Raw genomic sequence first — 21,391 nt, 5'->3', positions numbered from 1 at the left:
ATCGATCAGCCGGAAGCGGCAGCTGGGCAAGCAAGAAGGGCCAAGATCCATGGAGTACGGATCTTGGCCCTTCTTGCTTGAACCCGTAGCGATGATTCAAGGAGCTGGCGCCGTTACGCAAGCCCGCTTGCGCATCCTACGGCTGTGCGGACTCTTCCCGAAATGATCTGATCAGACTGGCCATAGTGTCTTCCAAGATATTGCGCTCTTTGCGGGACAGCGACCAGTAAACATCCGGAGAAATGTTTTTGAATGGCCACAGGCCATGCTGAGAAGCGTGTGCGGGGTCGGAAAGCTGATATGTCGAATGTGGTGCATCGACGGGATCGGCCGCTTCCATCGGCCCTATGCCCTGGGCCAGCCATGCGGGGTTGACGTGCAGCGCCTCGGCAAGTTGGAAGATGCCTTTGGCAGTTTGGCGCGTCTTGTTCTCATAGTTGGCGATGGCGCCTTGCGACAGACCGCAGGCTTTGGCCAATGCGGATTGGCTCATGCCCCGTAAATTTCGGGCTCGACGAAGGCGGTCGGCAAAATGGTTCACGATTGTGATTGAACGATTTAATTCAATCACATTGGTAATAGTATCAATTACGAACGTGATAGTTTGATGTAAAATAAAGTAATAAAAAATATTTAGAAGTTAAAATTTTTGGGGAAAAGCGCACAATAGAAAAGCGTTCGATTTGAATTTATTGGCCCCGGGCGGAGGTCTCAATGTTTGCATTTTTCCTTCCCGCAGTATGACGCTTGATCCTATTGTCTTGTTGTTTGCTCCTGAAATGGGAAGCTTGGCTCGCCGCGAGTGCTCCAATCGTGCGGCCGAGCTACAGTCCCACGGCTTCGAGGTCCTGTGCTGCATCGATATGCCCGAGCTTTACCGGGTGGCGCAGGCCCGGCTTTCCCCTGATCACTTGGCCGTCGTGGTGCTTGCCGGCTCGCACGACGAGAACTGTTCCGCCGCCGCCAGTCTCCGGGCGCTGCATTCAGGCGCCGGCATCGTCGCCCTGGTCGAGCCGGACAGTGAAACAGCCGTTATCCAGGCCATGCAGGTGGGCGCCGATAACTGTTGTCCGCATACCGGTTCTACACGCCTCCTGGCCAGTATGCTGTTGCGCCTGTTTTACCGGGCCGGCAAAGTCCAGAGTCCGTCAGTTCAGCCTTCGGCTTATCCGCAGCCAGGCATCTGGAGCATGCAGGAGCAGGCATGGGTGCTTGTCAGTCCGCAAGGCATACGCATGCGCCTGACGACCGGCGAGCGGGCGTTTCTGACAGCTTTGCTGGCCACCCCCGAACTGCGGGCCACTCATAAACAGCTTATCGATGCGGTCAACTCCAGCTATGCCCTGACCGTGCCGCTGACACAGCAAGGCAGGCTGGGAGTGCTGGTCAGCCGGCTGCGCCGCAAGTTCACCGATCACGGTATCGACATACCGCTTAAATCGGTGCATAACTGGGGCTATATGTTTACCGGCCCCGTATAGTGCGTCGTACTGGCGGCTCTGCGCGAGCCTGAACCGTAGCGATGTATCGACAGGTCATCGCTGCGTATGGCGGTCGGCCGTCCCGAAACGATGTCGGCCAACAGCTGGCCGCTGCCGCAAGCCATGGTCCAGCCCAATGTGCCATGCCCGGTATTCAAAAACAGATTGGGCAGTCCGGTGGCGCCCACTATGGGGGTGCTGTCCGGCGTTTTGGGACGCAAGCCGGTCCAGAAAGACAGCTCGCCTTCCGCATAGCTGCCGGGAAACAGATCGTCCAGCACCATCTGCAGCGTCTTTCGGCGCCGCTCGTCCAGGGTCTTGTCGAAGCCGACGATCTCGGCCATGCCGCCTACCCGTATGCGTTGGTCGAAGCGCGTGATCGCGATCTTATAAGTTTCATCCAGCAGGGTGGATACCGGCGCATGGCGCTCGTCGGCGACAGGCACGGTAATGGAATAGCCTTTTAGCGGATACACCGGCAAGGCCACGGCATGCTTCAGCAACTGCGTGGACCATGCACCCAGGGCGACGACATAGGCATCCGCCGTGAATTGATGGCCCTGACATTGGATGCCGGCCACCTTGCCGCCGGCAAGAACCACGCGCTGGATATCGACGCCGTAGCGGAACTGTACGCCCAGCTTCTCGGCTTCAGCCGCCAAACGCGTGGTGAACAACTGGCAGTCGCCTGTTTCGTCATTGGGCAAGCGCAGTCCGCCGGCCAGCTTGTCTTCGGTGTGGGCAAGGGCGGGTTCCGCCTGGCGCAGTTCCTGGCGGGACAGCAATTGATATTCGATGCCCGCCTCGCGCAGCACATCGATGTCCTGACCTACGCTATCCAGTTGCTGTTGGCTGCGGAATACCTGTAGCGTGCCTTGGCTGCGCCCTTCGTACTGGATGCCGATCTCGTTGCGCAAGGATTCCAGGCAGGCGCGGCTGTAGGACGACAGCCTGACCATGCGTTCTTTGTTGGCGGCGTAGCGGCCGGCATTGCAATTGCGCCACATCTGAAAGAGCCATTTCAGCTGGAATAGCGTGCCGTCCGGCCGTATTGTCAGTGGAGGGTGCTGGGCAAACATCCATTTGATGGCTTTGAGCGGAACGCCCGGCGCCGCCCAGGGCGAGGAATAGCCGTATGAAATCTGGCCCGCGTTGGCAAAGCTGGTTTCAAGCGCGGGGCCTGGGTTGCGCTCCAGCACAGTGACCTCATGGCCTTGGCGCGCCAGATAATAGGCGCTGGCTACGCCGATGGCGCCGGCCCCCAGAACAATGATTTTCATTTCATTCCAAACTTGAGCTCTAATTTCTAGGATGATAGGGTAGCTAGCCTAGTTAATTTCCCTAAAGAAAATGGATTTACAGCAATATTTTCTGAAAAGAAGTTGAAAGGCCGTGTTTTCAGCAATAATCCCTGTTGCGGCAAAAGGCGCCGCCCATTCATGGGCGGCCGGGCGAAATTCCCAGGAAACATGCGATGCGAATACAGCGCACCCCCACCTTTGAACTGGACAAGCTGGACCGGCACATACTGGATTTATTGCAGCGCGATGGCCGCATGTCGATGACGGAGCTGGCCGAGCGCGTGGGCCTGACCGTAACCCCATGCATCGAGCGGGTAAAGCGCCTGGAGCGCGACGGCATCATTACCGGCTATTACGCCCGGGTTGCCCCGTCCGCGCTGGACGCCGGCCTGCTGGTGTTCGTGGAGATATCCATGTCCAGCAAGTCGGATCGGACCTTCGACGATTTCCGACGCGAAATCCTGTGCATTCCGCAGGTTCAGGAATGCCATCTGGTATCGGGCGATTTCGACTATCTGGTCAAAGCCCGCATCAAGGAAATAGGGCAGTATCGCAGCCTGTTGGGCGATATCCTGCTGCGTTTGCCGGGCGTCACGCAGACCAAAAGCTGCGTCGTCATGGAAGAGGTCAAGGAAACCCTGTTTATTCCCGCGCAGAAATAGCGGCCTGGTCCCCGGCCGCTTGGCACGGAGCCCCGGCGTTATTCCCCGCCTGGTCGCGGGCCGGCCGCGCTGCGGACAAACACCATGTTGTCGCGGTGCATCAGTTCGGGATCCGACATGCTGCCCAGGATATCGGCAATGCGGCTGCTGGGCTGGCGCATGATGCGGCGAGTGTCAGAGGCGGAGTAATTGATCAGGCCCCGGCCGCATTCCACGCCGTGCTGATCGACGCAAGCGACCACATCGCCGCGCTCGAATTCGCCCTCGACCTCGGTCACGCCGATGGCCAGAAGGCTTTTGTGCCCTTGCATCAGGGCGCGCACGGCCCCGGCGTCCAGGGTAATTCGGCCCCGCAGGCGCAGGTGGTTGGCCAGCCAGCGCTGGCGCGCCGATCGCACAGGAAGAATGGCGCGCAGTTCGGTGCCTATGGACTCGCCTTGCGCCAAGCGCAACAGAACGTCCGCCTCGCGGCCCGAGGCAATCACGGTATGGCCCCCGCTATTGGCGGCCCGCTTGGCCGCCAATACCTTGGTGAGCATGCCGCCGGTGCCTATGCTGCTGCCCGACCCGCCAGCCATGGCCTCCAGGGCGGGGTCGCCGGCCTGGCCCACGGCGATGAACTTTGCATCCGGATGCTTGCGGGGGTCGGCGCTGTACAGGCCCGACTGGTCGGTAAGTATGACCAGCGCCTCGGCTTCGATCAGATTGGTCACCAGCGCGCCCAGGGTGTCGTTGTCGCCCAGGCGGATTTCGTCGGTCACCACGGTGTCGTTTTCATTGACGATGGGCACAACGCCCAGGCCCAGCAGGGTGTACAAGGTACTGCGCGCATTCAGGTAGCGGCGCCTGTCGGCCAGATCTTCATGGGTCAGCAATATTTGCGCGGTGCGTATGCCGTGCCGGGCAAATGCCACTTCGTAGGCTTGTATAAGGCCCATCTGGCCGACGGCCGCCGCGGCCTGCAGCTCGTGCATGGCGTTGGGCCGGCGCGGCCAGCCCAACCGCGCCATGCCTTCGGCGATGGCGCCGCTGGAAACCAGCACCATTTGCTTGCCTTGCCCATGCAGGCTGGCGATCTGGGCCGCCCACTGCGCAACGGCAGCCTCGTCTATGCCCTTGCCTTCGTTGGTGACGAGTGAAGAGCCTACTTTGACGACCAGGCGTTTGGCATGAGAAACGGCGGACAGCGGAATATGAGCGGCGGTCATGTAGCGAAAGGCGAAGAGTCGGTTCAGCTTAAATCGGAACGGGTGTCATCGAAACGGGGGTCTTCGGCAACGTAAGTGCCGTCGGCCTTGTCCTGGGCGATATTGGTTTTTTCGCGTTCCGCGTCCAGCCATTCCTGCAGGCGCCAGGTCAGGTCCTGGGTGCCGTCGCCGGTCAGCGCCGAGATGCTGAAGACCGGGCCGGTCCAGCCCAGCGCATCGCATAGCCGCTGCTTTACCTGCTCGGGATCCGGAACCATGTCCAATTTGTTCAGGACCAGCCAGCGCGGCTTTTCGTAGAGGGCTGTGTCGTACAGGCGCAGTTCCTCGACGATGGCCCGCGCATCCTTGGCCGCCTGTTCGATCAGATCGGCATCGGGATCGGGGGACGACACGTCGACCAGGTGCAGGAGCACCCGCGTGCGCGACAGGTGGCGCAGGAACAGATGGCCCAGCCCGGCGCCTTCCGAGGCGCCTTCGATCAGGCCGGGAATATCGGCGATGACGAAGCTGTGCGAGGGCGATGTGCGGACCACGCCCAGGTTGGGATGCAGGGTGGTGAAGGGGTAGTCGGCGATCTTGGGCCGAGCGTTGGACACCTTGCTGATCAGGGTCGACTTGCCGGCATTTGGAAGGCCCAGCAGGCCGACATCGGCCAGTACTTTAAGCTCCAGACGCAGTTTGCGCTGCTCGCCTTCCTTGCCGGGAGTGGATTGTCGGGGCGCGCGGTTGGTGCTGGACTTGAAATGCAGGTTGCCCAGGCCGCCGGGGCCGCCGGCCGCAAGCGTGACCTTTTCGTTGTTTCGATCCAGGTCGAACAGTTGTTCGCCGGTCTCGGCATCCAGGATGGTGGTGCCCACCGGCACGCGCAGGGTGATGTCGGGCGCGGCGGCTCCGTATTGGTCGGAGCCGCGGCCGTTCTCGCCGTTCTTGGCGCGGTGCAGGCGCGCATAGCGGAAGTCGATCAGGGTATTGATGTTGCGATCGGCAATGGCGTAGATGCTGCCGCCGCGTCCGCCGTCGCCGCCATCGGGCCCGCCTTTGGGAATGAATTTTTCGCGGCGAAAGCTCGCCGCGCCATTGCCGCCCTTGCCGGCAATGACTTCGATGGTTGCTTCGTCTACGAATTTCATGGTGGTGAGCTTAAAAAAAAAGATGGCGCCTTGGGCGTCTATTGTAGTTCGTCTATGCGCGCTGTCAGAAACAAAAAGCCCCGCCTTAACGGCAGGGCTTCCTGATATCCGCGAGCGTCGCTTATTCGGCGGTGACGACCGAGACGGTGCGTTTGTTTAGCGCGCCCTTGATGGCGAACTGAACCGTGCCGTCAACCAGCGAGAACAGCGTGTGGTCCTTGCCGATGCCGACGTTGACGCCGGGATGGAACTGGGTGCCGCGCTGGCGGACAATGATGGAACCAGCCGAAATCTGCTGGCCGCCATAGGTTTTTACACCAAGTCGCTTCGATTCTGAGTCGCGACCGTTACGCGTAGAGCCGCCGCCTTTTTTCTGTGCCATGTTTAGCTCCTGCTATACAAAACCGTTAAATCAATCGTTAAGCCGTAATGGCTTCGATACGAAGTTCGGTGTAGTTTTGACGATGGCCCTGGCGTTTTTGGTAATGCTTGCGCCGGCGCATCTTGAAAATCTTTACCTTGTCGTGGCGGCCTTGCGCAAGAACGGTAGCCTTGACCACAGCGCCGGTAACCAAAGGCGTGCCAATCTTCAATTGATCGCCTTCGCCAACCGATAACACCTGGTCTAGCGTGATTTCTTGCCCAATGTCTGCCGGTATCTGTTCTATCTTTAGTTTTTGACCTGCGGCAACACGATACTGTTTGCCGCCGGTTTTTATGACCGCGTACATGTGGGATTCCTGAAAGTTTAAATATGCTTTAAAGCCTTGGCCAAATGCCAAGCTCATGATTCTAGCCCGAGGCGTTTGGCCAAGTCAAGTTGCGTCGCGAAAATGACGCATTAAGTCAAGGGCTTACCCTGTTTATGAGCGGTAATCCGCGTTGATGCTGACGTATTCATGGGAGAAGTCGCAGGTATAGACCGTATCGGCCGCCGTACCCCGGCCCAGGGCGATGCGCACGACGATTTCGGCTTCTTTCATGACGCGCTGGCCGTCCTCTTCCCGGTAATCGGGGTGGCGCTCGCCCTGGCTGGCCACCATCACGTCGCCCAGCCACAGCCGGGTCGTCTTGACATCCAGATCGTCGATGCCCGCATAGCCGACGGCGCACAGGATGCGGCCCAGATTGGGGTCGGAGGCGAAAAAGGCGGTCTTGACCAGGGGCGACTGCGCTACGGCATAAGCCACTTTCAGTGCTTCGTCGCCGGTTTTGGCCTCTTCCACCTGGATGGTCATGAACTTGGTTGCGCCTTCCGCGTCCCGGACGATTTTTTGCGCCAGTTCCGTGGCGGCTTCGGCCAGCGCCTCGTACAGCGGTGCATAGAGCGGGTCGGATGTCGAATCGACCTGGACGCCGCTTTGGCCCGTGGCCATGATGATGAAGGAATCGTTGGTCGAGGTGTCGCCGTCGACGGTAATGCGGTTGAACGAGCGGTCGGCGATGCCGCGGATCATGTCTTTGAGCAACTGCGGCGCAATGCCGGCGTCGGTGGCCAGGTAGCCCAGCATGGTTGCCATATTGGGCCGTATCATGCCCGCGCCCTTGCTGATGCCGGTAAGCGTGATGGTGGCATTGCCCAGCGCCACCCGTTTGGAGACGATCTTGGGCTGGGTGTCGGTGGTCATGATGCTGTGAGCGGCCGCGAACCAGTTGTCCGCGGAAATACTGCTCACGGCGGCCGGCAGGGCGGCGACCAGCCGGTCCGTTGGCAGCGGTTCCAGGATGACCCCGGTGGAAAAAGGCAATATCTGGCGGGAATCCAGGCCAAGAATGCCGGCCAGCGCCTCGCAGGTTTTGGTGGCCGCTTGCAGGCCGCTCTGGCCCGTGCCTGCGTTGGCGTTGCCGGTATTGATGACCAGGGCACGGATGCCTTGCCCGCTTGCCAGATGCGCTTCGCTGACCTGCACCGGCGCCGCGCGGAAGCGGTTAAGGGTGAATACTCCCGCAACGCTGCTGCCTTCAGCCAGGCGGAACACCGTCAGATCGCGGCGGCCGGCCTTGCGTATGCCGGCCTCGGCGATGCCGATTTCTATGCCCGCGACGGGGAAAATGCTGGATTCCGGGGGGATGTAAAGATTGACGGCCATGGCGTTTACTCGGCAAGGGGAATTCTGGAACGATTGATTTTATCGTAGTGTTCAGTTCCGGTCCGATGGCTGAGGACGGGTCAGCAGCTTGAGCTCGCCCAGGGCGTCGAAAAGAGCGTTTCGGCTTTTCTCGGACAGGCCGCTGAAAAGGGATTGCACCCATTGTTCATGCGCCTGTGCCATTTTCTTGAAGCTGCGCTTTCCCTTGCCGGTGAGTTTTATCAGCGAGCTGCGCCGGTCGGTTGCCACTTTCACGCGCTCGACCAGTCCTTCTTTTTCAAGCTGGTCGGTAATCCCCGTGATATTGCCGTTGGTGACCATCATATGGCGCGAGAGCTCGCTCATCTTCATGCCGCCCGGCGCCCGCAGCAGTTGCGCCATCAGGTCGAAACGCGGCAGGGTGGTTTCGTACTCCGTGCGCAGGCGGCTGCGTATCTCGCTTTCGATCAGGTTGCAGCAGGTCAGCATGCGCAGCCAGAGCCGCAAATCGCGATGGTCTTCGGGGACGGTGCGGCTTTCCAGGTCGGGCGTATCGGGCATGGCTTTTGTTGTAGGATAAATGACACTGAGGAGGCGTTGTTGCGGGATGCCAAGGTAGAGGCCGGGATATTTTAATCTTCAATGACATGGCGGTGGTAAATTCCGTTAGCGGCCGCAAACGGCAGTTTACCCAGTCGCCCCGCCGCCGTCCTTGATATGGCGCAGTCCGCCGAATAACAATTGCAGGAGACCTGAATAATGTTCGAGAAGTACTTTGGCGGCAGCTACGCGGATGCGCGCGCACGCTTTCTTGCCGCCGCCCGCCGGCGGCAATGCAATCTGGAGTCCTACGTGAATCCGGTGGGTCCGGGCGTACAGGGCGAGGAACTTGCAATGGACACGGCCTATTACGGCGCCGCCGACGCGCGCGCCTTGCTGGTGCTGACCTCGGCCATGCATGGCGAAGAGGGTTATTGCGGATCGGGATGCCAGGTGGCGTTGCTGGACGACCAGGCCCTGCTGGACAAGGCTCAGGCCGCCGGCATAGGCATCCTGCTGATCCACGCGGTGAACGCCTATGGGTTTTCCTGGGGGCATCGCACCAATGAAGACAATATCGATCTGAACCGGAATTTCTGCGATTTCAGCAAACCGTTGCCCGGGAACCAGCACTACGGACGCCTGCACGACTTGCTGATTCCGCAAAGCTGGCCGCCTTCCGCCGAGAACGAAGCCGCCATCCAGGCATTCAGGGACAATGAGGGCGAGCAGGCCTATCGCGAAGGCGTGATGCTGGGGCAATACAGCCATCCGAACGGCCTGTTCTACGGCGGCGGCAAGCCCAGCTGGAGCAACCGTACATTGCGCCAGGTGCTGGCGCTCTACGGACGGAATCGCGACCGAATGGCTTGGATCGATTATCACACCGGCCTGGGTCCTTACGGGCACGCCGAGAAAATCTTCGTACAGAAGGGGCGCCCGGAATATCTGCGGGCCAAAGCCTGGTGGGGCAGCGACGTGGTCAGCGTGACCGATCCCGATTCCAGCACGGTGGACATCATTGGCACCGGCCTGCAGGCCATGCTGGAGGAATGCCGCCAGGTTCCCGAACTGACCTTCATGGCTCTCGAATACGGTACGGTGCCCATGAACGAAGTCTTTCTGGCTTTGCGCGGGGATCGCTGGCTGGCCGCCCAGGCCGACGTCGACCCGGCCCGGCGCAAGGAAATGAAGGCGGCGCATCGGGCGGCCTTCTATCCCGATCACGACGAATGGCGCGGCGCGGTGGTGGCGCAATCCCGTGTGAATCTGTTGCAGGCCATCTATGGCTTGGCGGAATCGAATCGTTAAGTTGGTGGGTGTTCAAAGGTCCTGACGGGCCGACGCCGTTCGCAAGCATGGCGCCTCCGGGCGCTGTGCAAAAAATCCTTGCGGGCGGTTTTTTTTGGCTATATAGTTTAAGCTTAAACTATATAGCGGCCGATGGCGCAATGCGGCCATGGCGAAGACAAACCCGGAGCAACCATGAAAATCGCATGCATAGGCGGAGGGCCGGCTGGGCTGTATTTCGGTTTGCTGATGAAGCTTGCCGATGCCCGCCATGAAGTCACCGTCATAGAGCGCAACCGCCCCTACGACACCTTCGGGTGGGGCGTGGTTTTCTCCGATGCCACCCTGGATAACCTGAAGGAAGCCGACCCTGTCTCGGCGGAGCAGATCAGCGCCGCCTTCAACCACTGGGACGATATTGAAATCCATTACAAAGGCCAAAGCGTGCGCAGCGGCGGACATGGCTTCATAGGCATAGGCCGCAAGAAGCTGCTGAATATCCTGCAGGCGCGCTGCGAAGCGCTGGGCGTAAATCTGGTCTTTGAAACCGACGTGGCCGACGACCAGGCCATCGCCCAGAAATATCAGGCTGACCTGGTGATCGCCTCCGACGGCTTGAACAGTCGGGTGCGCACACGCTACGCCGATACCTACAAGCCCGATATCGATACGCGCCAGTGCCGTTTCGTCTGGCTGGGCACCACGCAGACATTCGACGCGTTCACCTTTGCCTTTGTCCAGACCGAACACGGCTGGTTCCAGGCGCATGCCTATCAATTCGAGCCGGGCATGTCGACCTTCATCGTCGAGACCCTGGACGAAACCTGGAAGGCCGCCGGCCTGGATGCGATGAGCCAGGAGGACGGCATCGCCTATTGCGAAAAATTATTCGCGCCGTGGCTGGGCGGGCACGCGCTGATTTCGAACGCCGGGCATCTGCGCGGGTCGGCGATCTGGATACGCTTCCCGCGCGTCATCTGCGATACATGGATACATCAACAGGCTTTGCCCGACGGGCGCAGCGTACCCGTCGTGCTGATGGGCGACGCCGCGCATACGGCGCATTTCTCGATAGGTTCGGGCACCAAGCTGGCGCTGGAAGACGCCATCGAACTGCACCGATCCCTGCTGGCCCATGGCAAAGACCTTAAGGCGGCGCTTGCCCATTATCAGGAAGTGCGCAGCGTCGAAGTCCTGAAAATCCAGAATGCTGCGCGCAATTCGACCGAATGGTTCGAAAATGTCGCGCGCTATGCCGGCCTCGAACCGAGGCAGTTCGCCTACTCGCTGTTGACGCGCTCGCAACGCATTTCCCACGAAAACCTGCGCCTGCGCGATGCCGCCTGGCTGGAGGGCTATGAGCAATGGCTGGCCGGCACAGCCGGCATGAATGCGGATGGCGGTCCGGTGCCGCCCATGCTGACCCCCTACAAGGCGCGCAGCGTGACACTGAAGAATCGTATCGTGGTGTCGCCCATGGCGATGTATTCCAGCGTGGATGGGGTGCCGGGCGATTTCCATCTGGTGCACCTGGGCGGGCGCGCCATGGGGGGTGCAGGCATGGTCATGGTCGAGATGACCTGCGTATCTCCGGAAGCGCGCATAACCCCGGGCTGTCCCGGATTGTGGACGGACGGGCAGATGTCGGCTTTCAAGCGCATCGTCGACTTCGTCCATCAGAACAGCGATGCGCGCATAGGCATACAGCTGGGACACGCGGGCCGCAAGGGTTCCACCCGCGTCAGTTGGGAAGGCACCGACATGCCCTTGACCGAAGGCAACTGGCCCCTGGTGTCCGCGTCGGCGCTACCGTATATGCCGGGAGTATCGCAGGTGCCCCAGGCCATGACGCGCGGGCAGATGGATGCCGTTTGCGACCAGTTCGCGGCGGCGGCCCGGCGCGCGGCCCAGGCCGGCTTCGACTGGCTGGAGCTGCATTGCGCCCACGGCTACTTGCTGTCCAGCTTCATTTCGCCGCTGACCAACCAGCGCGATGATGAATACGGTGGGTCGCTGGACAATCGCCTGCGCTATCCGCTGGAAGTCTTCCACGCTGTCAGGGCGGCCTGGCCCGAAGAGTTGCCGATGTCGGTGCGGATCTCGGCGCACGATTGGGTCGACGGCGGCATCACCGCCGACGATGCCGTACAGATCGCGCTGCGCTTCAAGCAGGCCGGCGCCGACATGCTGGACTGCTCCTCGGGGCAGGTCAGCAAGGCGGAGCAGCCGGTCTACGGGCGCATGTATCAAACGCCGTTCTCCGACCGCATCCGCAACGAGGCTTGCGTGCCGACGATAGCCGTGGGAGCCATTTTCGAAGCCGATCATGTGAACAGCATCATCGCCTCGGGGCGCGCCGACTTGTGCGCGCTGGCCCGGCCCCATCTGGCCGATGCCGCCTGGACCCTGCGGGAATCGGCGCGCATCGGCTACACCGATATCAATTGGCCGCGCCAGTACTTCCCCGCCAAACGGCAATTGGAAACCAATTTCGAACGGGCGGCCGCCTATGCGCAGCCGATAGCAAAATGAACACAACCCAGCCATTGAACGGGCGGCACGCCCTGGTGACCGGAGGATCGCGCGGCATAGGCTTCGCAGTTGCGCAGCGCCTGGCCGGCCTAGGTGCGCGCGTCACACTGATGGGGCGCGATGCCGACGCGCTGGACGAGGCGGCCGGCCGCCTTGGCGCGCAGGCGCAGGCCGGTTTCGTGCGCGCCGATATCGCGCAGCGAACCCAAGTCGTACAAGCCTTCGCGCAGGCCAAGGCCGCGTTCGGCGCCATCGACATCCTGGTCAATAATGCGGGGCAGGCGGAAAGCCAGCGCTTCGACCGCATCGACGAAGACGCCTGGCAACGCATGATCGCGGTCAATCTAAGCGGGACCTTCCACTGCATGCAGGCCGCGCTGCCCGACATGCTGGAAGGCAAATGGGGCCGCATCGTCAACGTTGCGAGCACCGCCGGACTGGTCGGCTATGCCTATGTCGGCGCTTACTGCGCGGCCAAGCACGGCGTGGTGGGGCTTACCCGCGCGCTGGCCCAGGAGGTCGCCCGCAAGGGGATCACGGTCAATGCCGTGTGTCCCGGCTATACCGAAACGGATATCGTCCTGGGTGCCATCGAGAACATCGTAAATAAAACGGGCGTATCCGCCGACCAGGCCAGGGCCACGCTGGCGCAACGCAACCCCCAAGGCAGGCTGGTGCAGCCGAGCGACGTGGCCCAGGCCGTGGCGTGGCTATGCCTGCCGGCCGCCGAATCCATCAATGGACAAGCCCTGCCCGTGGACGGCGGCGAGGTCATGGCGGGCTGAGGCCCGCCGCGCACAGAAAAGGAAACAGCATGCAGGAAACAGTACACACCATGACGCATCATAAGCGTCCCTACGCCGGCTTCAAGGCGAAGAACTTCCTGTGGACCGCATCGCAGGACGGCAAGGTCGCCACCATCACCTTGAACCGGCCCGAACGCAAGAACCCATTGACGTTCGATTCCTATGCCGAGCTGCGCGATCTGTTTCGCGGGCTGGTCTATGCCACCGATATCAAGGCTGTCGTCGTGACGGGAGCGGGCGGGAACTTCTGTTCGGGCGGCGACGTGCATGAAATCATTGGACCGTTGACGGAAATGAGCATGCCTCAGTTGCTGGACTTCACGCGCATGACGGGCGACCTGGTCAAGGCCATGCGCGCCTGTCCGGCGCCCATCGTCGCGGCGGTGGATGGCATCTGCGCCGGCGCCGGGGCCATGGTCGCCCTGGCTTCCGACCTGCGGTTGGGTACGCCGCAGGCACGCACCGCCTTTCTGTTCACGCGTGTCGGCCTGGCGGGGGCCGATATGGGCGCCTGCACGCTTTTGCCGCGCATGATAGGGCAGGGCAGGGCGTCCGAACTGCTTTACACCGGCCGGGCCATGACGGCTGACGAAGGCATGGGCTGGGGCTTCTTCAATAGCCTGCACGCGCCGGACGCGGTGCTGCCGGCGGCCCAGGCGCTGGCGCGCCAACTGGCGGACGGGCCCACCTTTGCGCACGGCATGACCAAGAAGCTGTTGCACCAGGAATGGAATATGGGCGTGGATGAAGCCATTGAAGCCGAGGCTCAGGCCCAGGCCGTCTGCATGCAGACACGGGATTTCCGGCGCGCCTACGAGGCTTTCGTCGCCAAGCGCAAGCCTGTGTTCGAAGGAAACTGAATGAGCGACACCAGTTGGCTGGATTGGCCTTTTTTCGACGCCCGCCATCAGGAACTGGCATCCGGCCTGGAGGCCTGGTGCGGGGATGCGCTGACGGATGTCGACCATGCGGATACCGATGCGGCCTGCCGCCGGCTGGTGGCGCAATTGGGCCAGGCCGGTTGGCTGCGGTACGCCGTGCCGCAGGGGCCGCAGGGCGCATGGGGCGGGCGCTGGCCCGAGATCGATTCCCGTTCTTTATGCATTTTGCGTGAGACGCTGGCCCGTCACGATGGCCTGGCCGATTTTGCCTTCGCCATGCAAGGCCTGGGCAGCGGCGCCATTTCGCTCGCCGGAAGCACGGCCCTGCGCCATCGCTATCTGCCCGAGGTGGCGGCGGGCCGTTCCATTGCCGCCTTCGCGCTATCGGAACCGGATGCGGGTTCCGACGTGGCCGCCATGTCCTGCTCCGCGGTTCAGGATGGCGGGGACTACATCCTGAATGGCGTGAAAACCTGGATATCCAACGGCGGAATCGCCGATTTCTACTGCGTCTTCGCCCGAACCGGCGAGGCGCCTGGAGCCCGGGGCATCAGCGCTTTTGTGGTGGACGCCGATACTCCCGGCCTGCATATCGCCGAGCGCATCGATGTCATTGCGCCCCATCCACTGGCGACTTTGCGATTCGAAAATTGCCGGGTAAGCGCCGACAGAAGACTGGGCGACGCGGGGCAGGGCTTCAAGATCGCCATGATGACACTGGATATCTTCCGGGCCTCGGTCGCGGCCGCGGCCGTGGGCTTTGCCCGCCGCGCGCTGGACGAGGCGGTGGCCAGGGTCAAGTCGCGGCGCATGTTCGGCCAGACATTGGGCGACATGCAACTGACCCAGGCGGCGCTGGGCGAGATGGCCTGCGAGATCGACGCCGCCGCCTTGTTGACCTATCGGGCAGCCTGGCTGCGCGACGTCAAGGGGGTGCGCACCACCGGCGAGGCGGCCATGGCCAAGATGGCGGCGACCGAGTCCGCGCAGCGGGTCATCGATCGCGCCGTGCAGATGTTCGGCGGCGCGGGAGTGGTCTCTGGCGCCCCGGTCGAAAAGCTATACCGGGAAATTCGTGCGCTGCGCATCTATGAAGGCGCCACCGAGGTCCAGAAGCTGATTATCGCCAGGGAGCTGCTGAAAGGCGGCTAGGCCCGGCGCGCCGCAAGCGGCGCCGCGTGTGCACAAAGACAGGAGACGACAATGGAAACATCCGCTCATAACGATACCTTTGCGCGGGATCATCTTCCGCCCCTCGAGGAATGGCCGGACCTGCTGCTCGATGGAAACCCCGACGTGGCTTATCCGCCGCGATTCAATTGCGCCAGCGTCCTGGTCGACGACATGGTCAAGCAGGGCCACGGCGAGCGGATCGCCCTGCGCTGGCGCGAAGGCCCCGGCCAGCGCGGCATGAGCTATCGTGAATTGATGGTGTTGACCAACCGCATTGCGCACGTGCTGGTCGAGGACATGGGCTTGCAGCCGGGCAACCGCGTATTGCTGCGCGGACCCAACAATCCCATGATGGCCGCCTGTTGGCTGGCCGCCGTCAAGGCTGGACTGGTCACCGTTCCCACCATGCCTTTGCTGCGGGCGGTGGAGCTTGAAAAAGCCATCAGCAAGGCGAAGATCCAGGCGGCCCTGTGCGACAAGCGCCTGTCGGACGAAATCATGCACTGCACCGATCCAGGGCATTCCAGCTATTGTCCCGAGCTGGCCCAGGTTCGCTGTTTCCACGACGATGGCCCGGACAGCATCGAGTCGCTGGCCGCCGGCAAGCCAACGGATTTCACACCCTGCGATACCGCCGGCGACGATATCTGCCTTATTGCATTCACCAGCGGCACGACGGGCAAGCCCAAGGGCTGCATGAACTTCCACCGCGACGTGCTGGCCATGTGCGACACCTTTTCGCGCCATACGCTGGGCATGCGGGCCGATGACATCGTCTGCGGCACACCGCCGCTGGCCTTCACCTTCGGCCTGGGGGGATTGTTGTGCTTCCCGTTGCGCGTCGGGGCGTCCACGGTGCTGGCCGAAAAACTGACGCCCGACGAATTGCTGAAGACCGTGCAGGATTTCGGCGCGACCATGACGTTCACCGCGCCCACCTTCTATCGACAAATGGCGGGGCAAGTCGGCAAGTACGACCTTTCGTCCCTCAAGAATTCGGTCTCGGCGGGCGAGGCCCTGCCGGATGCGACACGGCAGTTATGGAAGCAGGCGACCGGCATCGAGATGATAGACGGCATCGGCGGCACGGAAATGATCCATGTGTATGTATCGAGCGCCGGCAAGCAGGTGCGCCCGGGCGCCATCGGCAAAGCGGTGCCGGGCTACGTGGCGCAAGTGGTCGATGAAGCCCTGCGGCCCGTGGCCCGCGGCGTGGCGGGCCGGCTGGCGGTGAAAGGTCCCACGGGCTGCCGCTATCTGGACGATGAGCGCCAGCGTGTATTCGTGCAGCAGGGGTGGAACCTGCCCGGCGACACCTTCATCATGGACGAAGAAGGCTACCTGTATTACCAGGCGCGCAACGACGACATGATTGTTTCGGCCGGCTATAACATCGCGGGTCCCGAGGTGGAAGGCGTCCTGCTGCGGCACGAGGCTGTGGCCGAGTGCGGCGTGGTGGGCCAGCCCGACGCCGAGCGCGGGAATATCGTCAAGGCCTATGTCGTGCTCAAGCCCGGCTTCGCAGGCGATGCCGCCATGGCCAAGGCCTTGCAGGAATACGTCAAGGCCGCGATCGCGCCCTACAAATACCCCAGGTCCATCGAGTTCATGGAAAGCCTGCCCCGGACCGAAACCGGCAAATTACAGCGCTTCGTCCTGCGCAAGAAAGCTACTCAATAAGGAAAACGCATGGAGTTTCTGCATCCCCCCAATTGGCTGGAGCCGCGCGGCTACGCGAACGGAATCATGACGGAAATGAAGGTGGGCAGCCGCCTGCTGTTTGTGGGCGGCCAGGTAGGCTGGAACGCGCATCAGCAATTCGAAACCGACGATTTCGCCGAGCAGGTGGGCCAGGCCCTGAAGAATATCGTCGCCATCCTGAAAGAGGGCGGCGCGGGTCCGCAGCACATCACCCGCATGACCTGGTATGTATGCGACAAGCAGGAATATGTGTCGGCGCTGCGGCAGGTGGGTCAGCACTACCGCGAGATCATCGGCCGCCATTTTCCGGCCATGACGGCCGTGCAGGTGGCCGACCTTATCGAAGACCGGGCCCGCGTTGAAATAGAGGTCACCGCCGTCGTCCCGCCGGAGGGCTGACAGGCGCGGCGCCATCCATCAAGCGGGCCGGCTGCTAGAGCTTTGTGAAGACTTCCTCGGCGGCGTCCAGCGTACTCTGGATGATCGCGTCGTCGTGCGCGGCCGATACGAATCCGGCCTCGAACGCCGACGGCGCAAAATACACGCCTTTGATCAGCATGGCATGGAAGAACTTCTTGAAGCGCTCCACATCGCTTTGCGATACTTCGGCAAACGTCGTGGGCACGCTTTCGCGGAAGTAGATTCCGAACATCCCGCCGACATAATCGCTGCACATCGGGATGCCGGCGGCCTGGGCGCGCTGGGCCAGGCCTTCGGCCAGCTTGCGCGTTTGGCCTTCCAGGCGCTCATAGAAGCCCGGTTCGGCCAGGAGCTTCAGGGTTGCCAGGCCCGCGGCAACCGCCACGGGGTTGCCCGATAGCGTGCCGGCCTGATATACGCCGCCCAAGGGAGCGATGTGCTCCATGATGTCGGCGCGGCCGCCGAATGCGCCCACCGGCATGCCGCCGCCTATGACCTTGGCCAAGGTCGTCAGGTCGGGGGTAACCCCGGTCAATCCCTGCACGCCTTGCGGCCCGGCGCGAAAGCCCGTCATGACCTCGTCGAAAACCAGTAATGCGCCATGCTGCGTACACAGTGTGCGCAGCCCCTCGAGAAAGCCGGCAGTGGGTTTGACCAGGTTCATGTTGCCCGCTATGGGCTCCACGATGACGCAGGCGATCTCGGCGCCGTACTGATTGAATGCCGCCTCGACGGACTCCAGCTTGTTGAAGTCCAGGACCAGCGTGTGCTTTATGAACTCGGTAGGCACGCCCGCCGAGGTGGGATTGCCGAAGGTCAGCAGCCCCGAGCCCGCCTTGACGAGCAGGCTGTCGGCATGGCCGTGGTAGCAGCCCTCGAACTTGATGATTTTCGAGCGCCCCGTGAATCCGCGCGCCAGGCGGATCGCGGTCATTGTCGCTTCCGTGCCGGAGCTTACCAGGCGGACTTTTTCAATCGAGGGAATGCGCGCCGCTATGGCTTCGGCTATCTCGATCTCGGCTTCGGTGGGGGCTCCGAAAGACAGTCCGTCTTTAGCGGCCTCCTGGACGGCGCGTATGACCTCGGGATGCGCATGGCCCAGAATGGCCGGACCCCAGGAGCCCACGTAGTCGATATAGCGTGTGTCGTCCGCATCCCACATATAGGGACCCTGGGCGCGCTTGATGAAGCGCGGTGCGCCGCCCACCGATCGGAAGGCCCTGACGGGCGAATTGACTCCGCCGGGTATTGTCTGGCAGGCGCGGTCGAATAATTGAGTATTGCGGGACATGATTCAGGCTCTCGCGGAAAATTGGAAATACAGACTATAGGACAATAAGCGTTGCTGTTCCGGCCCCATGGCTCTTTGGCCGGGGTGGGGCTTAGGCGAACAGGGCCGCGCAGCGCGCCGCCGTTGCGCGGATATCGCCGCTGTCGAACAGGCCGCTGATCAGCGCGATGCTGTCTGCGCCGGCATGAACGACCGGGGCGGCGTTGTCGGCGGTGATGCCGCCTATCGCCACCACGGCCGGCCGCGGCCTTTCGGGGCTGCTTTCGGCCAGCATGCGGCCCTGTTCGATATGTTCCAGGGTCGCGCGTACGGCATCGGGCTTTACGCTGGAAGGATATACGGCGCCGAAAGCGATATAGTCGGCGTCGGCCTTCAAGGCCTGCGCGGCCAGGGCCGGCTGGTTATAGCATGAAGCGCCGATGATCTTTCCGGGACCCAGGGCCAGGCGGGCCTGCGCCATGCCGCCGTCCTCCTTGCCCAGGTGTACGCCGTCGGCGTCTATCAGCGCCGCCAGCCGCCAGTCGTCGTTGACGATGCAGACCAGGCCCAGCTCCCGGCATAGCGCGGCCACGCGGCGAGCCTGTTCCAGCCCTTCTTCCGCAGTCGCGGTTTTACGGCGCCATTGCAAGGCCGACATGCCGCCCAGGGCCGCTTCCCGAATGGCTTGCAGCAGCCTGTCGGTGTCGTGCCATTCGGGTGTGATGCCGTATAGACCTTGAGGGAATCGTAATGAAAGAGTCATGGCGAAGACCTGTTGATCAATAGGTGTCCCATGCCGGGCTGGAAAGTTCGCGCCGCCAAGGGTTCGGACAGCGATATGGCGGCGTCGACGGCGGCCGGGACGTCAAGGCCCCTGGCCAACTGGGTGGTGATGGCGCAGGCCAGCGGGCCATCGGCATCGGCCAGCCGCGCGGCGGGCGTCCGCCAATTCCAGTTGCTGGTCTCGCTGTGCTGGCCTTGAAGCAGATGGCTGCCATGGCCGGGACGCAAGGGCGCGCCGGTGCTCAGTACCCATTTGGCGCCGTAATGGAGCAGGGCCTGGGCGGGGGTGTCGGCGTCGACGCCGGTAAACACGCCTTCCGATTGCCATTGCTCCAGCAGCTTGTGATCGACCACCACGATATCGGTTTGCGGCATCAGCAGTTCGAACAGGGCCAGTTGCACCTCTTCGGCGTCGATGCCTTCCAGCAGCGACTCGTCCGGCAGGTGTCCCAGGTGCAGGACCAGGGGTACGTGGTTGTAATCGGCCGCTATCTGAGCGAGTACACTTACCGATTCCGTTGTATAAAGTGGCCCGACCTTTATCGCGTGCACGGTCATGTCCTCGAGCAGGCAGCGTGCCTGGTCGTCGATGAGCTCGGGCGGCACCGGCTGGATTTCCTCGGTGCTGGCCGTGTCCCGCACCAGGATGGCGGTCAGGGTGCACAGGGCATGGCAGCCCATGGCGGCACAGGTAACCGTGTCGGCAGGCAGGCTACTCGATCCGCTGGGATCGAAAGGGCCGAAAATAAGTATTAATGGCGGGTTTGAAACTTGCACGTATCAACGGTCGGTTAAAGTCTGCACTATTTTTGCCTGGCATCAAGTGCAATGCTATTGGGTTTAGTAACATTGACCCCATTCTAATGGAAGCGTTCGGAGTCCGTCGGACTTTGAATTTGTAAATCTCAGTGAGTAAGAAAAAATGCGTACCTGGATGTGTTTGATTTGCGGTTGGATATATGATGAGGAAGCGGGATTGCCTGAAGAGGGTATTGCCCCGGGCACCCGCTGGGAAGATGTGCCTCCCAATTGGGTATGCCCCGAGTGCGGTGCCCGCAAGGAAGATTTCGAGCTGATCGAGGTATAAGCACATAGCTGCCGATGTTGCGATTTTTGGATACCAGGAGGCCGAGCCATGAACACATCCGCTAAGCGCCCCGATACGGAATCGAGCGCCGATTTGTCCCAGCAGCTTTTGCTGGCGATGCCTGGCAAGGTATCCGGCAACCTGGCCAATACGGTCATCTATGTCTGTGAACACACCGAGCATGGAGCACTGGGCCTGGTCATCAACCGGCCTACCGATCTTACGGTGGGCGATCTTCTGAAGCGCATCGACCTGGATCTCTCCCTGGAAATCGGACCTGTCCAGGACTCTCCGGTTTTCTTTGGCGGACCGGTCCAGACGGACAGGGGGTTTGTGCTGCACGCGCCGGTGGGTGGATACAGTTCCAGCATCCAACTGGGGGATGTGGCCTTGACCACCTCGCGCGATGTCTTGCAGGACGTGGCCCAGGGCAAGGGGCCGTCGCAACTTCTTGTCACATTGGGCTATGCCGGATGGGGAGCGGGCCAGCTGGAAAGCGAGATGTCGCAGAATGCCTGGCTGAATGTGGCCGTCAGCAAGGACATCCTGTTCGAGACGCCATTCGAAGACCGTTACGGGGTGGCCCTGAGCCAGCTAGGCATCGATCCGCTCATGCTGACCGGCGACGCGGGCCATGCCTGAGCAGACCCTGCTGGCGTTCGATTACGGAACAAAAAAAATAGGCGTTGCCATCGGCAATACATTGACGGGCCAAGCCCGGCCACTGGAAATATTGCTGTCCGTGCGGCGCGATCAGCGTTTTGCCGACATCGAACAATTGCTGGCGACCTGGCAACCCGACAAAGTCATCGTCGGCCTTCCCCTGGCCAGCGATGGCGGCGAACAATACGCCAGCCTGCGTTGCCGCCGATTCGCCAATCAACTGCGAGGCCGCTTCGGGGTGCAGGTCGAATTGGTCGATGAGCGCGGATCCAGCATGGAGGCCCAGCAAATGCTGGGTACCCACGATGCGGACGACGCCATGGCCGCCATGGTGATATTGCAGCGCTACCTGGATGCGCTTGCCCAATCCGGAAATTCTTCACAGAGAGAATGA

At 61.8% G+C, this 21,391-nt stretch carries 23 protein-coding genes; 12 read left to right on the top strand and 11 right to left on the bottom strand.

The window, feature by feature from the left end:
- Positions 1 to 136: 136 nt before the first annotated feature.
- On the bottom strand, positions 137 to 541 hold the full coding sequence (locus V0R37_RS09360) for a helix-turn-helix domain-containing protein (protein WP_420374410.1): 405 nt from the start codon (positions 539 to 541) through the stop codon (positions 137 to 139).
- A 199-nt stretch (positions 542 to 740) separates the two neighbouring features.
- Here V0R37_RS09360 and V0R37_RS09355 point away from each other — a divergent pair, with 199 nt between their 5' ends.
- Positions 741 to 1,481, top strand: coding sequence for a response regulator transcription factor (locus V0R37_RS09355; RefSeq protein WP_420374279.1), 741 nt, complete (start codon positions 741 to 743; stop codon positions 1,479 to 1,481).
- On the opposite strand, the gene V0R37_RS09350 is transcribed toward V0R37_RS09355, so the two are convergent.
- Entirely contained in the window at positions 1,457 to 2,761 is a 1,305-nt protein-coding gene (locus tag V0R37_RS09350) for a D-amino acid dehydrogenase (RefSeq protein WP_420374278.1), read from the bottom strand. The two genes, V0R37_RS09355 and V0R37_RS09350, sit on opposite strands and share 25 nt — an antisense overlap.
- 194 nt (positions 2,762 to 2,955) lie before the next feature.
- On the opposite strand from V0R37_RS09350, the gene V0R37_RS09345 reads away from it, so the two are divergent.
- The gene (locus tag V0R37_RS09345) at positions 2,956 to 3,444 is read left to right on the top strand and encodes an Lrp/AsnC ligand binding domain-containing protein (RefSeq protein WP_420374277.1); all 489 of its coding nucleotides are present in this window, start codon (positions 2,956 to 2,958) and stop codon (positions 3,442 to 3,444) included.
- Between the two features lie 38 nt (positions 3,445 to 3,482).
- Here the strand turns inward: V0R37_RS09345 and proB are convergent, their stop codons facing one another.
- The 6 genes from proB to V0R37_RS09315 form a co-directional block, all read right to left on the bottom strand.
- Positions 3,483 to 4,652, bottom strand: a complete 1,170-nt coding sequence (gene proB, locus V0R37_RS09340; RefSeq protein ID WP_420374276.1) for a glutamate 5-kinase — start codon at positions 4,650 to 4,652, stop codon at positions 3,483 to 3,485.
- A 23-nt stretch (positions 4,653 to 4,675) separates the two neighbouring features.
- Complete coding sequence (gene obgE, locus V0R37_RS09335; protein WP_420374275.1) at positions 4,676 to 5,782, bottom strand: GTPase ObgE; 1,107 nt, start codon at positions 5,780 to 5,782, stop codon at positions 4,676 to 4,678.
- A gap of 121 nt (positions 5,783 to 5,903) precedes the next feature.
- Complete coding sequence (gene rpmA, locus V0R37_RS09330) at positions 5,904 to 6,164, bottom strand: 50S ribosomal protein L27 (RefSeq protein ID WP_420374274.1); 261 nt, start codon at positions 6,162 to 6,164, stop codon at positions 5,904 to 5,906.
- A 37-nt stretch (positions 6,165 to 6,201) separates the two neighbouring features.
- Positions 6,202 to 6,513, bottom strand: a complete 312-nt coding sequence (gene rplU / locus V0R37_RS09325; protein WP_420374409.1) for a 50S ribosomal protein L21 — start codon at positions 6,511 to 6,513, stop codon at positions 6,202 to 6,204.
- 132 nt (positions 6,514 to 6,645) lie between these two features.
- Positions 6,646 to 7,872, bottom strand: a complete 1,227-nt coding sequence (gene argJ / locus V0R37_RS09320) for a bifunctional glutamate N-acetyltransferase/amino-acid acetyltransferase ArgJ (RefSeq protein WP_420374273.1) — start codon at positions 7,870 to 7,872, stop codon at positions 6,646 to 6,648.
- Between the two features lie 51 nt (positions 7,873 to 7,923).
- Positions 7,924 to 8,412 (bottom strand): MarR family winged helix-turn-helix transcriptional regulator, encoded by a 489-nt coding sequence (locus V0R37_RS09315; protein ID WP_420374272.1) that lies wholly within the window; start codon positions 8,410 to 8,412, stop codon positions 7,924 to 7,926.
- A gap of 198 nt (positions 8,413 to 8,610) precedes the next feature.
- Between V0R37_RS09315 and V0R37_RS09310 the strand changes: the two genes are divergently transcribed.
- The 7 genes from V0R37_RS09310 to V0R37_RS09280 all read left to right on the top strand — a co-directional run bounded on the left by V0R37_RS09310 (position 8,611) and on the right by V0R37_RS09280 (position 17,173).
- Positions 8,611 to 9,702 (top strand): M14 family metallopeptidase, encoded by a 1,092-nt coding sequence (locus V0R37_RS09310; RefSeq protein ID WP_420374271.1) that lies wholly within the window; start codon positions 8,611 to 8,613, stop codon positions 9,700 to 9,702.
- A 174-nt stretch (positions 9,703 to 9,876) separates the two neighbouring features.
- Entirely contained in the window at positions 9,877 to 12,213 is a 2,337-nt protein-coding gene (locus tag V0R37_RS09305; protein WP_420374270.1) for a bifunctional salicylyl-CoA 5-hydroxylase/oxidoreductase, read from the top strand.
- A complete protein-coding gene (locus V0R37_RS09300) occupies positions 12,210 to 12,998 on the top strand; it encodes an SDR family NAD(P)-dependent oxidoreductase (RefSeq protein WP_420374269.1) in 789 nt (262 codons plus the stop codon). The genes V0R37_RS09305 and V0R37_RS09300 overlap by 4 nt, the downstream gene beginning before the upstream one ends.
- Positions 12,999 to 13,027: 29 nt before the next feature.
- Positions 13,028 to 13,879 (top strand): enoyl-CoA hydratase family protein, encoded by an 852-nt coding sequence (locus V0R37_RS09295; RefSeq protein ID WP_420374268.1) that lies wholly within the window; start codon positions 13,028 to 13,030, stop codon positions 13,877 to 13,879.
- On the top strand, positions 13,880 to 15,052 hold the full coding sequence (locus tag V0R37_RS09290; RefSeq protein ID WP_420374267.1) for an acyl-CoA dehydrogenase family protein: 1,173 nt from the start codon (positions 13,880 to 13,882) through the stop codon (positions 15,050 to 15,052).
- A gap of 51 nt (positions 15,053 to 15,103) precedes the next feature.
- Positions 15,104 to 16,753 (top strand): AMP-binding protein, encoded by a 1,650-nt coding sequence (locus tag V0R37_RS09285; RefSeq protein ID WP_420374266.1) that lies wholly within the window; start codon positions 15,104 to 15,106, stop codon positions 16,751 to 16,753.
- 9 nt (positions 16,754 to 16,762) lie between these two features.
- Entirely contained in the window at positions 16,763 to 17,173 is a 411-nt protein-coding gene (locus V0R37_RS09280; protein WP_420374265.1) for a RidA family protein, read from the top strand.
- Positions 17,174 to 17,207: 34 nt separating this feature from the next.
- Here V0R37_RS09280 and hemL read toward each other — a convergent pair whose 3' ends face one another.
- The 3 genes from hemL to thiD all read right to left on the bottom strand — a co-directional run bounded on the left by hemL (position 17,208) and on the right by thiD (position 20,024).
- Positions 17,208 to 18,485, bottom strand: a complete 1,278-nt coding sequence (hemL, locus tag V0R37_RS09275; RefSeq protein WP_420374264.1) for a glutamate-1-semialdehyde 2,1-aminomutase — start codon at positions 18,483 to 18,485, stop codon at positions 17,208 to 17,210.
- 91 nt (positions 18,486 to 18,576) lie between these two features.
- On the bottom strand, positions 18,577 to 19,227 hold the full coding sequence (gene thiE / locus V0R37_RS09270) for a thiamine phosphate synthase (RefSeq protein WP_420374263.1): 651 nt from the start codon (positions 19,225 to 19,227) through the stop codon (positions 18,577 to 18,579).
- Complete coding sequence (gene thiD, locus V0R37_RS09265) at positions 19,224 to 20,024, bottom strand: bifunctional hydroxymethylpyrimidine kinase/phosphomethylpyrimidine kinase (protein ID WP_420374262.1); 801 nt, start codon at positions 20,022 to 20,024, stop codon at positions 19,224 to 19,226. Before thiD ends, thiE begins: the two co-directional genes overlap by 4 nt.
- Before the next feature lie 145 nt (positions 20,025 to 20,169).
- On the opposite strand from thiD, the gene V0R37_RS09260 reads away from it, so the two are divergent.
- The 3 genes from V0R37_RS09260 to ruvX are packed head-to-tail and all read left to right on the top strand — an operon-like array spanning position 20,170 to position 21,391.
- The gene (locus V0R37_RS09260) at positions 20,170 to 20,334 is read left to right on the top strand and encodes a rubredoxin (protein WP_102068856.1); all 165 of its coding nucleotides are present in this window, start codon (positions 20,170 to 20,172) and stop codon (positions 20,332 to 20,334) included.
- Between the two features lie 48 nt (positions 20,335 to 20,382).
- A complete protein-coding gene (locus tag V0R37_RS09255) occupies positions 20,383 to 20,976 on the top strand; it encodes a YqgE/AlgH family protein (protein WP_420374261.1) in 594 nt (197 codons plus the stop codon).
- The gene (gene ruvX / locus V0R37_RS09250; RefSeq protein ID WP_420374260.1) at positions 20,969 to 21,391 is read left to right on the top strand and encodes a Holliday junction resolvase RuvX; all 423 of its coding nucleotides are present in this window, start codon (positions 20,969 to 20,971) and stop codon (positions 21,389 to 21,391) included. The genes V0R37_RS09255 and ruvX overlap by 8 nt, the downstream gene beginning before the upstream one ends.

The sequence above is a fragment of the Pollutimonas rozaliensis genome, assembly GCF_048751585.1.
Lineage (GTDB): Bacteria > Pseudomonadota > Gammaproteobacteria > Burkholderiales > Burkholderiaceae_B.
The sequence above is the reverse complement of the archived record's forward strand: the minus strand, read 5'-3'. Positions and strand labels throughout refer to the sequence as shown.